This window comes from Streptomyces sp. NPDC051183 (assembly GCF_040682455.1).
Lineage (GTDB): Bacteria > Actinomycetota > Actinomycetes > Streptomycetales > Streptomycetaceae > Streptomyces.
The window spans coordinates 233,060-248,653 of record NZ_JBFBBA010000001.1 but is presented as its reverse complement, the minus strand read 5'-3'; the positions used below and the strand labels follow the sequence as shown (position 1 = coordinate 248,653).

Genomic DNA, 15,594 nt, shown 5'->3' with positions numbered 1-15,594 from the left:
TGCGGCTCCGCCAAGAGTTTCCGACCTCCGCCCGGGGCTCGCGCCCCGCGGCACACAGACCATCTCCCTACGGCCGGGCCCCGCTCACCCTCCCCCCTCCGCGGGGCCCGGCCCCCTTACCGACCACCCTGCTCCGCCGGACGGCACTCCGCGGGGCACGGCACCCGTACCGACCAGCCCGCTCCGCCGGACGGCACCCGGCAGGGCACGGCATCCTTCGTTCGTCTTCCTCCGCCGCACTAGGAGAACCATGTTCGAGACCGTCCGCGAGGACCTCCGCACCACCCTCGACGAGATCCGCGCCGCAGGCCTGCACAAGCCCGAGCGCGTCATCGGCACCCCGCAGAACGCCGCCGTCGCCGTCACCGCGGGCGGCGCCCCCGGCGAGGTCCTCAACTTCTGCGCGAACAACTACCTCGGGCTCGCCGACCACCCCGAGGTCGTCGCGGCCGCCAAGGACGCCCTGGACCGCTGGGGCTACGGCATGGCCTCGGTCCGCTTCATCTGCGGCACCCAGGAGGTGCACAAGGAGCTGGAGGCGCGCCTGTCGGCCTTCCTCGGCCAGGAGGACACGATCCTCTACTCCTCCTGCTTCGACGCCAACGGCGGAGTCTTCGAGACCCTGCTCGGCGCCGAGGACGCGGTGATCTCCGACGCCCTCAACCACGCCTCGATCATCGACGGCATCCGCCTCTCCAAGGCTCGCCGCTTCCGCTACGCCAACCGCGACATGGCCGAGCTGGAGGCGCGCCTGAAGGAGGCCACCGAGGGCGGTGCCCGCCGCAAGCTGATCGTCACCGACGGCGTCTTCTCCATGGACGGCTACGTGGCCCCGCTCGCCGAGATCTGCGACCTGGCCGAGCGCTACGACGCCATGGTCATGGTCGACGACTCGCACGCCGTCGGCTTCGTCGGCCCCGGCGGCCGCGGCACCCCCGAGCTGCACGGGGTCATGGACCGGGTCGACATCATCACCGGCACCCTCGGCAAGGCCCTGGGCGGCGCCTCCGGCGGCTACGTCGCGGCGCGCACCGAGATCGTGGAACTGCTGCGCCAGCGCTCGCGCCCGTACCTCTTCTCGAACTCCCTCGCCCCGGTGATCGCCGCCGCCTCACTGAAGGTCCTCGACCTGCTGGAGTCGGCCGGTGACCTGCGCGAGCAGCTCGCCGCCAACACCTCGCTCTTCCGTACGAAGATGACCGAGGCCGGCTTCGAGATCCTGCCCGGCGACCACGCCATCGCCCCCGTGATGATCGGCGACGCGGCCGAAGCGGCCAGGATGGCCGAGCTGCTCCTGGAACGCGGGGTCTACGTGATCGGCTTCTCCTACCCGGTGGTGCCGATGGGCGCGGCCCGGATCCGCGTACAGCTCTCCGCGGCGCACTCGACGGCGGACGTCGAGCGCGCGGTGGCCGCCTTCGTGGACGCCCGCGCGGCTCTCGTCGCTGCTCAGGGCTGACATCATGGGGGTGTGATCGACCCCCGCCGGCTGCGCATCCTGCGGGCCGTGGCGGACCACCGTACGGTGACCGCCGCGGCCGCAGCCCTGTACCTGACCCCCTCCGCCGTCTCCCAGCAGCTCGCGGCGCTGGAACAGGAGACGGGGCACGCGCTCTTGACCCGCAGCGGCCGCGGCGTACGGCTCACGGCGGCCGGGGAGATCCTCCTCGGCCACGCCCACGAGGTGCTGGCCCAGCTGGAGCGCGCCGAGGCGGAGCTCGCCGCCTACGCGGGCGGTACGGCGGGCGAGGTGACGGTGGCGGCCTTCGCCACCGGCATCGCGGAGGTGCTGGCGCCGGCCATCGCCCGGCTCGCCCACGACCACCCCGGGATCCGGCTGCGCGTACGGGACGCGGAGGGCGACCAGAGCCTGCCGCTGCTGCTGGACGGGGAGGCGGACCTCGCGCTGGCGGTGGAGTACCGGGGCGCGCCGGGCGCGGACGACGGACGGCTGTCGGTGCTCCCGCTGTACGCGGAGCCCTTCGACGCGGTGCTGCCCGTGAACCACCCGTTGGCGAGCCTGCCCGCCATCGAGCTGGCGGACCTCGCGGACGCCGAATGGGTGGGGCAGTACCCCGGGAACCCGTGCCACGACGTGATGCTGCTGGCCTGCGAACTGGCAGGGTTCCAGCCCCGGTTGGTGCACTCCTCCGATGACTTCCGGGCGGTCGTGGCGCTGGTCGGCGCGGGCGCCGGAGTCGCGCTCGTGCCCCGCTCGGCGCTGCGCGGCATGGACCTCAAGGAGGCCCTGGCCAGGCCGGTGACCGGCCCGGCGGCGACCCGGAGGGTCTTCGCGGCGACCCGCCGCGGCGCCGAATCGCACCCGCTGATCGCCCCGGTCCTGGCGGCGCTGGCCCGCGAGGCGGACCGCCTCCCGACGTACTGACGCCGCGGGCCCGGTCGGACGGGCCGGTCGGACGGCCCGGTCACACCCGCAGGACCTCCACGCCGGACTTTTCGAAGGCTTCGGCGACCTCCGCCGACAGGCCGGTGTCGGTCACCAGCACGTCCACCGCCGAGGTGTCGCAGATCCGGGCGAAGGCGCGTACGCCGAGCTTGCTGGAGTCGGCCGCGATCACCACGCGGCGGGCCCGCTCGCACAGCAGGCGGTTCATCGCCGCCTCGTCCTCGTGGCGGGTGGCCGCCCCGTCGACCGGGTCGAAGGCGTCCACACCGACGATCGACGTGTCCACCGTGAGCTGGCCGAGCACCCCCTGGGCCAGCGGGCCGGTCAGTTCGTAGGACTGGGGCCGGGCCACACCGCCGGTCAGCACGATCTTGAACTGCGGTCTGATCACCAGCTCGCCCGCGATGTTGAGCGCGTTCGTCACCACCGTCAGGGCGGGCGAACCCGTACTGAGGTCCGCCCGGGCGGCGAGGGCGCGGGCCACCTCGGTGGTCGTCGTGCCGCCGGTCAGGCCGATCACCTCGCCCGGTGTCACCAGGGCGGCCACCGCCTCGCTGATGCGCCGCTTCTCGGCCGCCCGCCGGGAGGTGCGGTAGCGCAGGGGGAGTTCGTACGAGACCCCGTGCAGCACCGCCCCGCCGCGGGTGCGGACCAGCAGCTGCTGTTCGGCGAGCTGGTCGAGGTCGCGGCGGATCGTCGCCGCGGACACCCCGAGTGCCTCCGCGGCCGGCTCCACCTCCAGCTCGCCCCGCTCCACCAGCAGGTCCAGCAGTGTCTGCCAGCGCTCCTTGCGGGTCATCGGGCCGCCCCCTCCGGTCTTCCGCCGCTCTTCCGAGTGTTCGGTTCCGCCTGTCCTCCGAAGAGATTAACTCAGGCGATCAACCCGTGGATGCTTGAAGTTGCGTGAAACTGCCCGCTATCTTGCAGGAAAACGCACACAGAACTCACGCACCGCGCTAGGAGCCGCCATGAGCCACGTCGCGTACGAGTTGGGCACGCAGCCCGAATGCTGGGAGCGGGCCGCCGAACTGGCCCCGGCCCGGCGGGCGGTGCTCCCGCAGCCGGGGGAGCGTACCGCGATCGTCGGGTGCGGGACCTCGTACTACATGGCCCAGGCGGCCGCCGTGTTGCGGGAGGAGGCCGGACAGGGCGACACCGACGCCTTCCCCGCCTCGGAGTTCCCCCGGCACCGGCGCTACGACCGGGTCGTCGCCCTGACCCGGTCCGGCACGACCACCGAGGTGCTGGACCTGCTCGCCGCCCTGCGCGACGCGGGCGTGCCCACCACCGCCGTCATCGGCGACCCCGCGACCCCGGTGATGACCCTGGCGGACGAGCTCGTCGTACTGGACTTCGCCGACGAGCAGTCCGTCGTCCAGACCCGCTTCGCGACCACCGCCCTGACCCTGCTGCGCGCGCACGTCGGCCTGCACGGTGCGGGGGTCGTCGCCGACGCACGGACCGCGCTGGCCGAGCCGCTGCCCGAAGGGCTGGAGAGCCGCGGTCAGTTCACCTTCCTCGGGCGGGGCTGGAGCGTCGGGCTCGCGAACGAGGCCGCGCTGAAGATGCGCGAGGCCTCCCTCTCCTGGGCCGAGTCGTACCCAGCCATGGAGTACCGGCACGGGCCGATCAGCGTCTCCGCCCCCGGAACGGCGACGTGGTCGCTCGGCGAGGCCCCCGAGGGGCTGGCCGAGCAGGTGCGGGGCACCGGGGCCCAGTGGGTGGCCGGGCGGCTCGACCCCCTCGCGGAGCTGGTACGGGTGCACCGGCTGGCCGTCGCCGTCGCCGCCCACCAGGGGCTGGACCCGGACGCGCCGCGCAACCTCACCCGCTCGGTGATCCTCACCGCCGGTGAGGAGGCGGTCCGATGAGCCTCGTCGGCGCGGGCGCGCTCGTCCTGGAGGCCGCCACCGCGGGCCGGGCCGTCGCCGCCTTCAACATCATCACCCTGGAGCACGCCGAAGCGGTCATCGCGGGCGCCGAGTCGGTCGGCCTGCCGGTGATCCTCCAACTCAGCGAGAACGCGGTGAAGTTCAGGGACGGGCGACTGCTGCCCATCTCCCGGGCCGCCGTCGCCTGCGCCGAAGCCGCGGCGGTGCCGGTCGGCCTGCACCTCGACCACGTCAAGAGCCCCGAACTCCTGAGGCAGGCCGTGGACGCGGGGTTCGGCTCGGTGATGTACGACGCCGCGCACCTCCCGTACGCCGAGAACCTGGAGGCCACGCGTTCCGCCGCCGACTGGGCCCACATCAACGGGCTGTGGATCGAGGCCGAGTTGGGGGAGGTGGGCGGCAAGAACGGCGCGGCCCCGCTCGACCCGCACGCGCCCGGCGCCCGTACCGACCCGGACGAGGCGCGGCGGTTCGTCGCCGACTCGGGGGTCGACGCCCTCGCCGTGGCGATCGGCAGCAGCCACGCCATGACCAGCCGGACCGCCGCCCTGGACCACGTGCTGCTCGCCCGGCTCGCCAAGACGGTGGACGTACCGCTCGTCCTGCACGGCTCCTCGGGCCTGCCGGACGCCGAGCTCGCGGCGGCCGTCGCGGGCGGCATCCGCAAGGTCAACATCGGCACCGCGCTGAACGTGGCCATGACCGGGGCCATCCGCGAGCACCTCACCCCGGCGGATCCGAGGCCCTACCTGACGGCCGCCCGTACGGCGATGGCGGCCACGGCCGCGGCTATGATCAGCGCCTTGAACTGACGGCACCGGCGGCGATCGTGGACATGCGGCGGGGGCGTACGAACCGGCGGCGGTTCCTGCTGACCGCCGGACTCCCGCTGCTGGCCGTGGGCGGCGGTTTCACGTACCTCCTGTGACCGGAGCCTCCTCTCCACCTGAAACCACCCCCTTGAACGCCGCCGACCCTTCCAGATTCTTGTAACAGGTTCTACTCTGCCCTCCGCAACCACAGTCACCGGCTGGACCGCGAGACTCCCGGAGGGGCCGTGCACCTCGAATACACGCCTGAGCAGCAGCAGTTGCGCACCGAGCTGCGCGCCTACTTCGCCGAGCTGGTGCCCGCGGACGTCTACGCCCGGTACGAGGACCCGGCCGCGCAGAAGCGCTTCTACCGGGAGACCATCCGCCGGCTCGGCGCCGACGGCTGGCTCGGGGTCGGCTGGCCGAAGGAGTACGGCGGGCGCGGTATGTCGCCCATGGACCAGTTCATCTTCTTCGACGAGGCTGCGCAGGCCGTCGTACCGCTTCCGCTGATGGCGCTCAACACCGTCGGGCCGACCATCATGCAGTTCGGCACCGACGAGCAGAAGGCCTACTTCCTCCCCAAGATCCTCGCCGGGGAGATCGACTTCGCCATCGGGTACAGCGAGCCCGACGCGGGCACCGACCTCGCCGCCCTCAAGTGCAAGGCGGTGCGCGAGGGCGACGAGGAGAGCGGCACCTACGTCGTCAACGGACAGAAGATCTGGACGACCAACGGCGACACCGCCGACTGGGTCTGGCTCGCCGTCCGCACCGACCCGGACGCGCCCGCGCACAAGGGCATCACCATGCTCCTCGTGCCGACCAGCGACCCCGGCTACTCCTGCACCCTCATCAACACCCTCGCCTCGCACGACACGACGGCCAGCTACTACGAGAACATCCGAGTCCCCGCGAGCCGCCGCGTCGGCCAGGAGAACAAGGGCTGGCGCCTGATCACCAACCAGCTCAACCACGAGCGCGTCACCCTCGCGGCCCACGGCACCATGGCCATCCGCGCCCTGCACGACGTCCAGCGCTGGGCCGCCGAGACCAAGCTCGCCGACGGCCGGCGCGTCATCGACCTCTCCTGGGTCCGCGCCCGCCTCGCACGCACGCACGCCCGGCTCGACGCCATGAAGCTGCTCAACTGGCAGATGGTCAACGCCGTCCAGGACGGCACCCTCACCCCGCAGGACGCCTCCGCGGTCAAGGTCTACGGCTCCGAGGCGCGCCGGGACGCGTACGCCTGGCTGATGGAGGTGGTCGGCGCGGCCGGCTCCCTCAAGGACGGCTCCGCCGGCGCGGTCCTGCACGGCGAGCTGGAGCGCGGCTACCGCAGCGCGGTCATCTTCACCTTCGGCGGCGGCAACAACGAGATCCAGCGGGAGATCATCTCCTGGATCGGCCTGGGCATGCCCCGCGTCCGCCGCTGAACCGCCGCGCCTTCAGGATGCGGGCCGTACGGTCCGCATCTTGGCGTAGGCGTACACGCATCCGGCGAGCGCGAGGTCCGACAGCAGCATGAAGCCGATCGAGTACGAGTCCTTCGCGCTGTAGATCGCACCCATCACCAGCGGGGGCACGAAGCCGCCGAGGCCGCCCATCGCTCCGACGATGCCCGTCACACTGCCCACCTGCGGCTGTGGCGTCACCTGCGAGACCAGGGCGAAGACGCTGCCGCTGGCGGTGCCGAGCCCGGCCGCCATCAGCAGCAGGGCGAGCGTGCCGACCGGGTTCATCGCCGGATCGAATGCCTGCACGATCGCGAGGAGGGCCACCAGGCCCAGTGCCCCGGCCGTGACCAGCGCCGGGTGGATCCGGTCCGACAGCCAGCCGCCGACCGGCCGGAAGACCACCGTGACCAGGGCGAAGCCCGCCGCCTTGGTACCGGCGTCGGTCGCCGACAGGCCGTACCAGGTCTTCAGGTACGTCGGCAGGTACACCCCGAACGCGACGATCCCGCCGAAGCCGATCGCGTACAGCGCGGCCAGCTCCCACGTCACCCGCAGGCGCCCCGCCCCGCGCAGCCGCGAGGCGAGCGAGGCCGTCGGCACGGGCCTGTCGGGCCGGTCCCTGAGCAGCAGGGCCGCCAGGACGGCGTACCCGGCGAGCGCCAGCGCCACCACGAGGAAGGGCAGGTCGGGGTCGTGCTCGGCGATGCGCGGCGTGACGTACCCGGACAGGGCGACACCGCCCATGCCCATGCCGAAGACACCGAGCGCGAATCCCCGCCGGTCGGGCGGGAACCAGGAGTTGACCAGCGGGATCCCGATCGCGAACGTCGTGCCGCCCAGGCCCAGCAGGAAGCCGACCGCGAGCGTCAGACCGTAGCTGTCGCGCGCGGGGATCAGCAGCAGCACGGGCACGACGGTGAGCGCGGACACCACCGGGAACATCAGCCTCGCCCCGTAGCGGTCCGTCAGCGCACCCACCGGGATCCGCCCCAGCGACCCGACCAGCACCGGCACCGCGACGAGCAGCGACTGCTGGAACGAGCTGAGGCGCAGCCGGTCCTTGTAGTCACCGGCGAGCGGCGCGATCAGGTCCCACGCCCAGAAGGTCAGCGTGAACCCGAGCGTCGCCAGGAGCAGATTGCGGTACGCGGCGGATGGGGGCCGTGACGTAGACGTGGCGTCCATCCCGCCAGTCAAGACGCCCCCGGCCGTCCGGTCGCGCAGGGCTGCGCCGAATGGAGGGCGGGCGGAGTTCTTCGAGTGCTGCCTGTTGTGAGTACGGTCTGCTCATGCAGAACATTGGGCTGGAGCAGCAGCGCGGGCACGTGCTCCTCATAGCGGGGGACGCCGCCGTGCGGCGCCGCACGGTGCAGGTGGCGCCGAGCGCCAACTTGGCGGCGCTGGGGGTGGTGCCGGTCCCGGCGCTCCTGAACTGCGAGATCCCGTGCGACACGACGTACCTCGACGGCGCGCGGGACCCGAACCTCGTGCTGATGCGGCTGCGTACCGCCGCCGCCACGCCGGGTCCGCTGCTCGTGTACCTGTCGGGCCGGCTCACGGTGGACCGCCGCAACGGCAAGCTCCACCTCGCGCTGGCCGGGACGACGGCCGGCTCGGTCCGCTACACCGCGCTCCCGTGGGAGTGGCTCGGTACCGAACTGCGCGGAAGGCCCGCGGGGCTGACCACCGTGCTGCTCGACCTGGCCGCGGACAAGGCGGCGTGGCCGCTGCTGCAGGAGTACGGCAGCCTGCCCGCTTCTCCCTCCGCCGAGGTCTACGGAGTGGTCTGCCCGCCCGGCTTCGAAGGCAGCGGCAACGTCGTCAGCAGGTACACCCGCCACTGGATCGACCAGCTCCGCAGCAGCCCCGCCCGGCCGGCCAACCTCCAGCTGCACGCCCTGGCGGCGGGAGCCGCGTCGCTGCCGCCGGGCACTCTCGTCCTGCCGACGGCACGCGAACTCGGGGCCCCGGCCGCTCCGTGGCAGGCCGCGCCGCCCGTACCCGGTCGGGCGGGCCCGCAGGACGACGGCTACCGCCTGCCGCCGCCCGCACCCGCGGACCCGGCCCGCCCGCGCGAACCCGTACGAGGGGCCCACCCGGTCCCGGCGGTTCCCGCGGCCGTGGCCGGGCCCGTGGCCGGGCCCGCGATCCCGTCGGCCCGGCCGGACGCCGGCGCCGTCCCCGCCGCGCGGGACCCGCGTCCCCACATCCACGGCCTGGCCAGCTCCGGCCGGCACGCCGAGGCCGCCGACCTCGCCGAGGCGTGGGAGCAGTACGTGCTGCAGACCCACGGGTACGCCTCGCCGGAAGCGGTGGACTGGCTGGAGATCCGCGCCGACCTCGCCCGGATGGCGGGCGACTTCCGGCTCGCGACCCAGCTGTGGACCCGCGTCGGCCAGATCAGGCTGGCCGACCGGTCGCCGGACGCCGCGGACACGCCCGAGGTGCGCGCGGCGGCGGCGGGCGCCCTCTACTGCTGGACCCAGCTCAAGGAACCCACCGCGGCCATCGAGGCCGGACCCGTACTCATCGGGCTCCTGCGGGAGCTCCCGTCGCTTGAGCCCGGGCACCTCCAACTGGCCGAGCACCGGCTGGAACTCCTGCACGGCACGTCGAGCCGCCACTGACGGGGCGACGGGGGCCTACCAGCGCGTGGTCTCCCCGATGAAGTCGGGGATGTCGACGGCGGTGCCGCGGTGGCGGGCCTCGGCCAGGATGTGGTGGCCCACGGCCAGGTCGAGGATGCCGAGTCCGAAGGGGGAGAAGACGGTCGCCCGGGCCGGGTCCAGGGCGACCTCGCCCTGGAGGAGGGCGCCCAGCGTCCCGTTGATGAAGTCACGTCCACCGGTGAGCTGTTCGGTCAGGTGGGGCGAGGTCTGGGCCTTGAGGCAGTGGTCGATGTCGTCCACCACGTTGTTCGTCTTCAGGAGCAGTTCGGGGGCCAGGTCCCGCAGCGAGACGTTCAGGATCACCTGCCCGGCGCGCAGCGGGGTGTCGCCGCTCACGTAGGGCGTGGCGGCCGTCGTGGCGAAGACGACCAGGTCCCGGGTGAGCGCCTCGTCCAGGCTTCCCGAGGTGACCGGAACGCCGAGGCGCCCGGTGGCGTGCGCGCCGAGGTGGCCCGCGCTGACGGCGTCCAGGTCGTGGACCAGGACCTCGGCGATCCGGATGCCGTGGGCGGCGAGGTAGTCGAGGATGGTCCGGGCGATCACGCCGGCGCCGATGAAGGAGACCCGTACGGGCTCCTCGGAGCCGAGCAGTTCGGCGGCCGCGACGGCCGCGGAGGCCGCCGTACGGGCGGCGCTGATGCTCGCGGCCTCCAGGCAGGCCAGCGGGTAGCCGGTGGCGTAGTCGTTCAGGAGCAGGGTGGCGGAGGCGCGCGGCAGGCCGTGGCGGATGTTGTCGGGGAAGCTGGCGATCCACTTCATGCCGATGGTGTCGACGTTGCCCCCGAGGTAGGAGGGCAGCGCGATGACCCGCGCGTTGGGCTTGTCGGGGAAGCGCAGGAAGTAGCTGTCGGGGTTCACCGACTGCCCCTGCTCGTGGGCCACATAGGTCTCGGCAATGATGCGGAGCACGTCCTTGTGCGAGTCGCTGAGGATCTCGGACACCGCCGCGCCGGGAACGACGCTGAAGTTCGCCATGGTTGTGGTTCCTGATTCCTGTTCGAGGGTGACGGAGACGTGCGGGGCTCCGGTGCAACGGCCGTCGCCCCACGAGCCGGAGTAGATCCGGCCGATGTATGCGGCTCCCATATCCGGGGATACTCCAGCCCTATGGAAGACCTCGTCACCGCCCGGCTCGTGCTCCACCCGATGAGCGCCCGCGAAGCGGCGGCCCTGACGCGGGGCACGCCGGGCGCGAACCCAGGCTGGGCCCCGGGATACCCCACGCGGGCCGACACCACCGGGGCGCTGCGCCATCTGGAGACCTGCGAGGCCCACGGCGACCCGGCGCCGTTCGGGGCGTACGAGATCCGCCGCCGCGAGGACGGCCGGGCCATCGGCGGCCTGGGCTTCCACGGCCCCCCGGACCAGGACGGCACGCTCACCGTCGGGTACGGGCTGGTCCCGGAGGTGCGGGGCCTCGGGTACGCCACGGAAGCGCTGCGCGCCCTGCTGTTCCTCGCCCGCGCGTACGGGGTCACCCGGGTCGAGGGGGACACGGACCACGGCAACACCGCCTCGCAGCGCGTGATGACGGCGGCCGGGATGAGACTGGTGGGAGAGGACGAGCGCCTGAAGTACTACGCGGTGGACTGGCCGGACCAGGCCGTCGACGCAGGGGAAGCAGAAGACGCTGGGGAAGCAAGGGAAGCAGGGGGATCATGAGCGCGACAGAGCCGAGGACGAAGCCCGACAGCGATCCCGACGGCCCGGACGGGCCCGGCGGCCCCGACGCGCCCGACCCCGGGCTCTACGGCCCCGCCTCCGTCACCTGGCAGTGCCACGGGGACCCGATGATGTGGATCGCCGGAGTCCGTGCGCTCTACCTCCAGGCCCTGCACCCCCGCGCCGTCCGCGGAGTCATGGAGAACTCCACTGCTTTCGAAAAAAAGAGTGGCCGCAGCGACGCCTGGGGCCGGCTGCTGCGGACCGCCGACTTCGTCGGCACCATCACCTACGGCACCACCGAGGCCGCCGAACGCGCCGGAGCCCGGGTCCGCAAGATCCACCGGATGCTGTCTGCGACCGACCCCGCGACCGGTGAGCGCTTCCCCGTGGACGACCCCGAACTGCTGCTCTGGATCCACTGCGCCCAGATCGACAGCTTCCTGCACGTCCTGCGCCGCTCCGGCGTCCGCCTCACCCCCGCCCAGGCCGACCGCTACGTCGCCGAGAACCGGACCAACGCGCGCCTCGTCGGACTCGACCCCTCCGGGGTGCCCGCCGACACCGCGCAGCTCGCCGCGTACTTCGCCGAGGTGCGGCCCCTGCTCGCCGCCGGCGCCGATGCCCGGGCCGTGGACGACTTCCTGCGCAGCCCGCCCACCCACGCCCTGCTCGTCCCTGGCCGAAACCTGCTGTGGCGTCCCCTCGCCGACCTCGCGTACGGATCACTCCCGGCGTACGCGCACCAGCTGTACGGGCGACCCGCACCGGCCCCGCGCAGCGTCACGCGGCGCCTGCGTCTCACCGGACACCTGTTGCGCGCCATTCCCGCAGGTCTGCGCTGGCAGCTGCCTCCAGGTCACATCTTGAAAGCGATGCGTCGCATGGGCCCCGCCAGCCGCCCCTCGCCGTACACACTGCGTACATCAGCGGCCATACTGGACGGGCCGGGGAGGGCTTAGGGCGACACACGGGGGCGACTTCAAGACATGGCGGAGTCCAGACTGATCCAGGGCCGGTACCGGTCCCTCGATCTGATCGGTCGCGGCGGCATGGGCGAGGTGTGGCGGGCCCGGGACGAGTCGCTGGGCCGGCAGGTCGCGGTCAAATGCCTCAAGCCCGTCGGGCACGATCAGGACGCCCACTTCACCCAGGTGCTGCGCGAACGCTTCCGCCGCGAGGCCCGCGTCGCGGCCTCCCTCCAGCACCGCGGTGTCACCGTCGTCCACGACTTCGGCGACGACAGCGCCTCCGGAGGACCCCTCTACCTCGTCATGGAGCTCCTGGAGGGCCGCAACCTCAGCCAGCTCCTGGAGGACAACGAAACGCGCCCGCTCCCCGTGGACGTGGTCGTCGACATCGCCGAGCAGATGGCCGCCGCCCTCGGCTACACGCACGACCAGGGCGTGGTCCACCGTGACCTGAAACCGGCCAACATCATGCGGCTCACCGACGGCACGGTGAAGATCTGCGACTTCGGCATCGCCCGCCTCGCCCACGACATCGGCTTCACCGCCAAGCTCACCGGCGGCGGCATGGCCATGGGCACCCCGCACTACATGTCGCCGGAGCAGATCGCGGGCGGCGAGGTCGACCACCGCAGCGACCTCTACTCTCTCGGCTGCGTGCTGTACGAGATCGCCACCGGCGCCCCGCCCTTCGACCTCGGGGACTCCTGGTCGGTGCTCGTCGGCCACCGGGACACCGCGCCCGTGCCGCCGCGCGAGCACCGCTCGGAGCTGCCCGGCTACTTCGACGAGATGGTCCTGGAACTGCTCGCCAAGCGCCCCGAGGACCGCCCCGGCGACGCCCGCCACCTGCACCGGAGGCTCGTCGAGGCCAGGCTCGGCCCGGGCGGGATGCCCGGCGCCCAGGCCCCGCTGCCCGAGTGGGCCCGCGGAATGACCGCGGGGCGCAAGGCCGGCATCGACGCCCGCCCCGCGAGCGGGGAGTGGGCCGTGCTCACCGGCTCCTGGACCGCGGCCCGGCCCGGCGGGGCGCAGCGCGTCGCGCAGCCGGCCCCCGCCGAGGACCCGCGCCTGACCACCGCGTACGGGGTCCCGCGCGGGTCGGGCGCAGGGGCGCCCGCCGCCGCGTCCGGTGCGGGTGCGCCCGCCGCGTCCGGTGCGGGCGGGTCCGGCGCCGATCCGACCGGCCCCGCCGCCGCGCTCGCCGCCGGCCACACGCAGGCCTTCGCCCTCAGCCGCGCCGGCCGCCCCGAGGAGGCGCTGGCCGCGTACACGGCCGTGGCCGAGGGACGCGCCCGGGTGCTCGGCCCGGACCACGCCGACACCCTGGCCGCGCGCCAGGAGGCGGCGTACGAGACGGCCAGGCTCGGCCGCCACCAGGAGGCGTACCAGACCTACCGCGCGGTGCTCGCAGCCCGGGAGCGCACCGCGGGCCCGCGCCACCCCGACACACTGCGCTGCCGCCACAACGTGGCTTGCGCGCTCGGCGCCCTCGGCCGGTTCGGCGAGGCGCACCGCACCGCCGCCGAGGTCGCCGCCGACCGGGCGGCCGTCCTGGGCGGGGAGCACCCGGACACCCTGCTGACCCGGTACGAAGTGGCGTACGCCCTCGGCCGGTTGGAGCGCTGGGAGGAGGCCCTCGACGGCTTCCGGGACGTCGCCGCCATCCGCGAGCGGGTGCTCGGCCGCGACCACCCGGACACCCTGGCCGCGCGGTACGAGGTCGGCATCGCCCTCGGCCGCACCGGGCGCAGCGCGCAGGCCCTCGACCTGTTCCGGGCCCTGGTCCGCGACCGCACCCGGGCCTACGGGGCCGCCGACCCGGAGACGCTGCGCGCCCGGCACGTCCTCGGCGTCAACCTGGGCCGGCTGGAGCGCTGGGAGGAAGCGGTCGCCGAAGCCCGGGAGGTCGGCGCGGCGCGCGCCGAGGTGCTCGGCGCCGAACACGCCGACACGCTGGCCAGCCGCCGCGAACTCGCCGTCGGACTCGGCCGGCTGGGGCGCTGGGAGGAGGCGCTGCGGGTCTACCGGGAGCTCTCCGGCATCCGCGAGAGGGCCCTCGGCGACGAGCACCCCGACACGGCGCTGGCCCACGCCGACGAGGCGTACTGTCTGGAACGGCTGGGGCAGGTGTGTTACCAAGAGCCATGACGACCTCGCGGGGCTTCGGACGGGACGTGTACGACGACGTGATCGTGGGGGGCGGACACAACGGCCTGGTCGCCGCCGCCTACCTGGCCCGGGCGGGCCGCTCGGTCCTGGTCCTCGAACGGCTCGGGCACACCGGCGGGGCCGCGGTCTCCACCCGCCCCTTCGCGGGCGTCGACGCCCGGCTCTCGCGCTACTCCTACCTCGTCTCGCTGCTCCCGGCGAAGATCGTGCGCGACCTCGGGCTCGAATTCGCCGTGCGGGCCCGCACGGTCTCCTCGTACACCCCCGTGGAACGCGGCGGCCGGGCCGGCGGACTGCTCGTCGGCGGGGGCGAGGCGCGCACCAGGGAGTCCTTCGCCCGGCTCACCGGCTCGGACCGGGAGTACGCGAGCTGGCGCGCCTTCTACGGGACGACCGGCCGGGTCGCGCGCAACGTCTTCCCCACCCTGACCGAGCCGCTGCCCACCCGGGAGGAGCTACGGGCCCGGGTCGACGACGAGGCGGCGTGGCGGATGCTCTTCGAGGAGCCGCTGGGGCAGGCGGTGGAGCGGACCTTCGCCGACGACCTGGTCCGGGGCGTCGTCCTCACCGACGGGCTGATCGGCACCTTCGCCGACGCGCACGATCCCGGACTCGCACAGAACCGGTGCTTCCTCTACCACGTCATCGGCGGCGGGACCGGGGACTGGAACGTCCCGGTCGGCGGCATGGGCGCGCTGACGGACGCCCTGGCGGCCGCCGCGCGGGCCGCCGGGGCGGAGATCGCCACCGGGCACGAGGCGCTGCGGATCGACACGGACGGCACCACCCCGGCCGAGGTGACCTTCCGTACGGCGACGGGGGAGGGGCGGGTGGTCGGGCGTACGGTGCTGGTCAACGCCTCGCCGCGGGCGCTGGCCGAACTCCTCGGGGAGGAGGCGGCGAAGTCCCCGGCCGAAGGGGCCCAGCTGAAGGTCAACATGCTGCTGCGGCGGCTGCCCCGGCTGCGGGACTCGGCGGTGGACCCGCGCGAGGCCTTCGGCGGCACCTTCCACATCGCGGAGGGCTACGAGCAGCTCGCGCGGGCCTACGCGGAGGCCGCCACCGGCGAACTCCCCTCCGTACCGCCCTCGGAGATCTACTGCCACTCGCTGACCGACCCCACGATCCTCGGCCCCGAACTGGCGGAGCAGGGCTACCAGACGCTCACGCTCTTCGGACTGCACACGCCGGCCCGGCTGTTCGCGCACGACAACCAGGGGGCGAGGGAGGTGCTGCTGACCGCCACCCTCGCCCAGCTCGACGCGCACCTGGCCGAGCCGATCACCGACTGCCTGGCCTTCGACGCGGACGGCCGCCCCTGCATCGAGGCGAAGACCCCGCTCGACCTGGAGCGCGAGCTGCGCCTGCCCGGCGGGCACATCTTCCACCGGGACCTGTCCTGGCCCTACGGGGACCAGGACACGGGCCGGTGGGGCGTGGAGACCGCGCACCGCAACGTTCTGCTGTGCGGAGCGGGCGCGGTGCGCGGCGGCGGCGTCAGCGGGGTCCCCGGGCACAACGCGGCGATGGCGGTGCTGGGGCACTGACCGCCGAT

Annotated in this window: 13 protein-coding genes; 10 read left to right on the top strand and 3 right to left on the bottom strand. The window is 73.6% G+C overall.

All coding sequences use genetic code 11. The features are described 5' to 3' along the window. Window positions 1-250: 250 nt before the first annotated feature. Together AB0M99_RS01155 and AB0M99_RS01150 are read left to right on the top strand one after the other, a co-directional pair. Window positions 251-1,459: a glycine C-acetyltransferase gene (locus AB0M99_RS01155; RefSeq protein ID WP_365916201.1), complete on the top strand. Its 1,209-nt coding sequence runs from the start codon at window positions 251-253 to the stop codon at window positions 1,457-1,459. Between the two features lie 12 nt (window positions 1,460-1,471). Continuing rightward, window positions 1,472-2,386 (top strand): LysR substrate-binding domain-containing protein, encoded by a 915-nt coding sequence (locus AB0M99_RS01150; protein ID WP_365916199.1) that lies wholly within the window; start codon window positions 1,472-1,474, stop codon window positions 2,384-2,386. A 40-nt stretch (window positions 2,387-2,426) separates the two neighbouring features. Here AB0M99_RS01150 and AB0M99_RS01145 read toward each other — a convergent pair whose 3' ends face one another. After that, window positions 2,427-3,206 (bottom strand): DeoR/GlpR family DNA-binding transcription regulator, encoded by a 780-nt coding sequence (locus tag AB0M99_RS01145; RefSeq protein WP_365916196.1) that lies wholly within the window; start codon window positions 3,204-3,206, stop codon window positions 2,427-2,429. 169 nt (window positions 3,207-3,375) lie between these two features. Between AB0M99_RS01145 and AB0M99_RS01140 the strand changes: the two genes are divergently transcribed. The 3 genes from AB0M99_RS01140 to AB0M99_RS01130 all read left to right on the top strand — a co-directional run bounded on the left by AB0M99_RS01140 (window position 3,376) and on the right by AB0M99_RS01130 (window position 6,547). Next, the gene (locus AB0M99_RS01140; protein ID WP_365916194.1) at window positions 3,376-4,278 is read left to right on the top strand and encodes an SIS domain-containing protein; all 903 of its coding nucleotides are present in this window, start codon (window positions 3,376-3,378) and stop codon (window positions 4,276-4,278) included. Beyond that, window positions 4,275-5,111: a class II fructose-bisphosphate aldolase gene (locus tag AB0M99_RS01135; RefSeq protein ID WP_365916192.1), complete on the top strand. Its 837-nt coding sequence runs from the start codon at window positions 4,275-4,277 to the stop codon at window positions 5,109-5,111. Before AB0M99_RS01140 ends, AB0M99_RS01135 begins: the two co-directional genes overlap by 4 nt. 245 nt (window positions 5,112-5,356) lie before the next feature. Further along, entirely contained in the window at window positions 5,357-6,547 is a 1,191-nt protein-coding gene (locus tag AB0M99_RS01130) for an acyl-CoA dehydrogenase family protein (protein WP_365916190.1), read from the top strand. Window positions 6,548-6,559: 12 nt separating this feature from the next. On the opposite strand, the gene AB0M99_RS01125 is transcribed toward AB0M99_RS01130, so the two are convergent. Beyond that, window positions 6,560-7,753, bottom strand: coding sequence for an MFS transporter (locus tag AB0M99_RS01125; RefSeq protein WP_365916188.1), 1,194 nt, complete (start codon window positions 7,751-7,753; stop codon window positions 6,560-6,562). A 104-nt stretch (window positions 7,754-7,857) separates the two neighbouring features. Between AB0M99_RS01125 and AB0M99_RS01120 the strand changes: the two genes are divergently transcribed. Then, window positions 7,858-9,195 (top strand): hypothetical protein, encoded by a 1,338-nt coding sequence (locus AB0M99_RS01120; protein ID WP_365916186.1) that lies wholly within the window; start codon window positions 7,858-7,860, stop codon window positions 9,193-9,195. Between the two features lie 15 nt (window positions 9,196-9,210). Here AB0M99_RS01120 and sbnB read toward each other — a convergent pair whose 3' ends face one another. Next, on the bottom strand, window positions 9,211-10,323 hold the full coding sequence (gene sbnB / locus AB0M99_RS01115; RefSeq protein ID WP_365916184.1) for a 2,3-diaminopropionate biosynthesis protein SbnB: 1,113 nt from the start codon (window positions 10,321-10,323) through the stop codon (window positions 9,211-9,213). A gap of 21 nt (window positions 10,324-10,344) precedes the next feature. Between sbnB and AB0M99_RS01110 the strand changes: the two genes are divergently transcribed. From AB0M99_RS01110 to AB0M99_RS01095, 4 genes are read left to right on the top strand one after another with little or no spacing between them, the layout of a single operon-like run. Then, on the top strand, window positions 10,345-10,899 hold the full coding sequence (locus AB0M99_RS01110; protein WP_365916182.1) for a GNAT family protein: 555 nt from the start codon (window positions 10,345-10,347) through the stop codon (window positions 10,897-10,899). Beyond that, a complete protein-coding gene (locus AB0M99_RS01105) occupies window positions 10,896-11,861 on the top strand; it encodes an oxygenase MpaB family protein (protein WP_365916180.1) in 966 nt (321 codons plus the stop codon). The genes AB0M99_RS01110 and AB0M99_RS01105 overlap by 4 nt, the downstream gene beginning before the upstream one ends. A gap of 27 nt (window positions 11,862-11,888) precedes the next feature. After that, window positions 11,889-14,018: a serine/threonine-protein kinase gene (locus tag AB0M99_RS01100; protein ID WP_365916179.1), complete on the top strand. Its 2,130-nt coding sequence runs from the start codon at window positions 11,889-11,891 to the stop codon at window positions 14,016-14,018. Continuing rightward, window positions 14,015-15,586 carry an NAD(P)/FAD-dependent oxidoreductase gene (locus tag AB0M99_RS01095; protein ID WP_365916177.1) on the top strand — a complete coding sequence of 524 codons (1,572 nt, stop codon included), beginning with the start codon at window positions 14,015-14,017 and terminating at the stop codon, window positions 15,584-15,586. Before AB0M99_RS01100 ends, AB0M99_RS01095 begins: the two co-directional genes overlap by 4 nt. Window positions 15,587-15,594: the final 8 nt, after the last annotated feature.

Coding starts and splice junctions, on each gene's coding strand:
- AB0M99_RS01095 (WP_365916177.1), top strand. CDS start 14,015: ATGACGACCTCGCGGGGCTTCGGACGGGACGTGTACGACGACGTGATC.
- AB0M99_RS01100 (WP_365916179.1), top strand. CDS start 11,889: ATGGCGGAGTCCAGACTGATCCAGGGCCGGTACCGGTCCCTCGATCTG.
- AB0M99_RS01140 (WP_365916194.1), top strand. CDS start 3,376: ATGAGCCACGTCGCGTACGAGTTGGGCACGCAGCCCGAATGCTGGGAG.
- AB0M99_RS01125 (WP_365916188.1), bottom strand. CDS start 7,753: ATGGACGCCACGTCTACGTCACGGCCCCCATCCGCCGCGTACCGCAAT.
- AB0M99_RS01105 (WP_365916180.1), top strand. CDS start 10,896: ATGAGCGCGACAGAGCCGAGGACGAAGCCCGACAGCGATCCCGACGGC.
- AB0M99_RS01145 (WP_365916196.1), bottom strand. CDS start 3,206: ATGACCCGCAAGGAGCGCTGGCAGACACTGCTGGACCTGCTGGTGGAG.
- AB0M99_RS01110 (WP_365916182.1), top strand. CDS start 10,345: ATGGAAGACCTCGTCACCGCCCGGCTCGTGCTCCACCCGATGAGCGCC.
- AB0M99_RS01120 (WP_365916186.1), top strand. CDS start 7,858: ATGCAGAACATTGGGCTGGAGCAGCAGCGCGGGCACGTGCTCCTCATA.
- sbnB (WP_365916184.1), bottom strand. CDS start 10,323: ATGGGAGCCGCATACATCGGCCGGATCTACTCCGGCTCGTGGGGCGAC.
- AB0M99_RS01155 (WP_365916201.1), top strand. CDS start 251: ATGTTCGAGACCGTCCGCGAGGACCTCCGCACCACCCTCGACGAGATC.
- AB0M99_RS01135 (WP_365916192.1), top strand. CDS start 4,275: ATGAGCCTCGTCGGCGCGGGCGCGCTCGTCCTGGAGGCCGCCACCGCG.